Origin of the sequence: Klebsiella sp. HMSC25G12 (assembly GCF_001807705.1) — a bacterium.
GTDB classification, from domain to species: domain Bacteria; phylum Pseudomonadota; class Gammaproteobacteria; order Enterobacterales; family Enterobacteriaceae; genus Klebsiella; species Klebsiella variicola.
On record NZ_KV789780.1, the window covers coordinates 1 to 2,471 of the forward strand.

The following is a 2,471-nucleotide window of genomic DNA, read 5'->3' on the forward strand; positions in this document are numbered from 1 at the left end:
AACCACCCGCACAGCGCGCTGGGATATCACTCCCCGAGGGAATATCGGCGGCAGCGGACATCGTTAACTTAAGATACAAAAGCTGTCCGGAGATGGAGGGTCAAGATCACCTCAATTGTGCCGTATGCCTTGAGTTTACTCATACAAGGAACATCCACCTGCGGTGTTTTTAGTAACGCATTGTGCAACATGGCAAAATCTGAAGCATGTAGCAGAGTGATACCCCCTTTTGATAGCGCGCCAGGATGCAAACGGAAGTTACCGCGTTTAACCCCCTCATTCCATGTGTCATCGTCGATTCCCCAATCATCCCGCCTGTGCCTGAACGTCGCACCATTCATGACCTGGTTGTAACGATCCCGAACACCGGCATTAACGTGCGATCGGAGTCCACCTTCAGGACGATTAACAATCCAGTATTTACCCGCCGGAACCGGGCCTGCGGTCGGCTTCATGTCACAAGCCCCTCGATTGCGATAAATACCATCGCCAGAAAACGCTAAAAATGTTCCGGCCCCAGCAAACGATAACGGCGAGTCATGCGCATCGTTGATGACAAACCTTCCATGCAGAGTCATGCACCACCCAATATCCTTTTTTGAACTGTAGATTAAGGTACAGGCTGCTTAGTAGACAATCTATGTTAATAATATGATTTTATTTGAAATAATCTTATTTTATGTTGGTAGTCAGTGCCTGGCGGCGGTATATCAATGCTCAGAGAAGCATCAGAACGCATAATCCTGCCCCCTTTTCCCGCAATGTGATCTACTATTTCGGGCATCTGTTCGGGTCGTCCAGAACCGTGAATCATCATGCGCATCATCGCTGAGGAGTTTCCTGTTGCATTGGTTAGTTCGTCTACGCCTGGCCTGGCGCCAAATCACCACTGGATTTCCTTCACGTGCGAGGCTGGCAGCGCGCGATGCGCTTGCTACGGCACTGGCCTGCCTGCTGGCATGGTTACTGGCGGTATGGCTGTTAGGACATGAGCATCCTACGTTTGCCATCGTCAGCGCCGTGGTATGTCTTGCTCCGGGTGTACCCAGTCACCTGAAACAGGCCAGAAATCTGGTTATTGGCTGTACGTTCGGTATCGTGATGGGGGAGTTGATGTGGCAGCTCCCCGATACTCATCCACTGGTGCGGATGAGCATTGGTATGTTCTTCGCTATTTTGTTGGGCGCCGCCATCGGCCCGGCTCCGGTGGTCCCCATCCAGGCTGGAGTATCGGTGGCTCTGGTTCTTGCCATGGGGCCTGAAAGCGCGGGCGGTACACGTTTAGTGGACGTTCTGCTGGGAGCCTCTGTCGGATTATTATTCAGCCAGGTGCTCTTTACGTCTAATCCATTCAGCGACATTGGGCGTTCAACCTCCGACTTCCTGCGTCAGATTGGTAATGGACTGGATCGAATGCTACGAGCCTGTGAGGTGCAAAGCAGTAAGGGAGCAGAGGCCGCTTTGAGTCAGCTTTCAGAGGCTCAGGCCGCTCTGGCCGCTCTTCGCGCCGCTGTAGCTGAAGCACAGGTCAGTAAACGCTGGTCACTACGGGGTCGGCTAAACGCCGGGCGGCTTGCCACCGTCACACAGCGTTACGACCGCCATGCAATCCGGGTATACGCGACTTCCCTTTTATTAGCGGAAAGTCTCAGCCGGGCCATGTCACACACCCATACTCCACCACCAACTGTCGTGATGACGTATTGTCAGTGGTTGTCGGATAGCTGCATGGTACTAGCCCGTCAATCCGCCGTTGTTGCGCTTAAAGAAAGTGACCCACAGGCTTGTATGGGAACACCACCTCAGTCCACCGCTGACCAGCGCCATGAACTACCGCCAGAATGGCTCACGGTAGAAGATAATGCACGGCAACTGGAGCATGCCTTACAGGCACTGCTGGGCTCACGTGACGCATGATTGTCACGCAGAGATACCAGTATTCTACACGACCGTTGACATTCAGCGGTCTACTCCATCTCTGCCGCCAGGCCAACTATAGGGCAGGATCGTCTACCGGGGCGGGGTCAGTCCAACGCCCCTTTCAAAATGTCCTCAAAATCAGCGCCACTCAAGTCAGGAGTTGCACACAGCATATCTCTTGCTAATGAACGCCGCCGCAGCAGAAGGTCATCCAGAGTTTCTTCAAATGTGGTGATTTCGGGATCCCTCACCGTCGGATAATAAACATACACATCTTTAATTTGCCCAATCCGGTACGCCCGATCTGTTGCTTGATCTTCTTTGGCTGGGTTCCAGCAACGAGTGAAATGAATAACATGATTGGCTTTCTGTACGTTAACACCGAAACCGACTGCAACCGTAGAGAGAATAATCACCCCAAATCCAGGATGAACCTGGAAATCATCGATCAGCCTCTGGCGGCTATTCTGACTATTACTTTTAGTGCTGGTATCACCGTTAATAATGACAGGGCGGGTAATGGTCCCAACTTATTGATAGTGTTTTATGTT

2 protein-coding genes and 1 pseudogene are annotated in these 2,471 nt (G+C 52.1%); 1 reads left to right on the plus strand and 2 read right to left on the minus strand.

All coding sequences use genetic code 11. The features are described 5' to 3' along the window. Positions 1-68: 68 nt before the first annotated feature. The gene (locus tag HMPREF3096_RS01165; RefSeq protein WP_004187073.1) at positions 69-578 is read right to left on the minus strand and encodes a DUF2778 domain-containing protein; all 510 of its coding nucleotides are present in this window, start codon (positions 576-578) and stop codon (positions 69-71) included. Between the two features lie 265 nt (positions 579-843). Between HMPREF3096_RS01165 and HMPREF3096_RS01170 the strand changes: the two genes are divergently transcribed. Further along, entirely contained in the window at positions 844-1,917 is a 1,074-nt protein-coding gene (locus tag HMPREF3096_RS01170; protein ID WP_004118212.1) for an FUSC family protein, read from the plus strand. Positions 1,918-2,024: 107 nt separating this feature from the next. Here HMPREF3096_RS01170 and HMPREF3096_RS01175 read toward each other — a convergent pair. Further along, positions 2,025-2,435: pseudogene (locus HMPREF3096_RS01175) on the minus strand (helicase-related protein); the annotation flags it as partial. Positions 2,436-2,471 lie beyond the last annotated feature (36 nt).

Coding starts and splice junctions, on each gene's coding strand:
- HMPREF3096_RS01165 (WP_004187073.1), bottom strand. CDS start 578: ATGACTCTGCATGGAAGGTTTGTCATCAACGATGCGCATGACTCGCCG.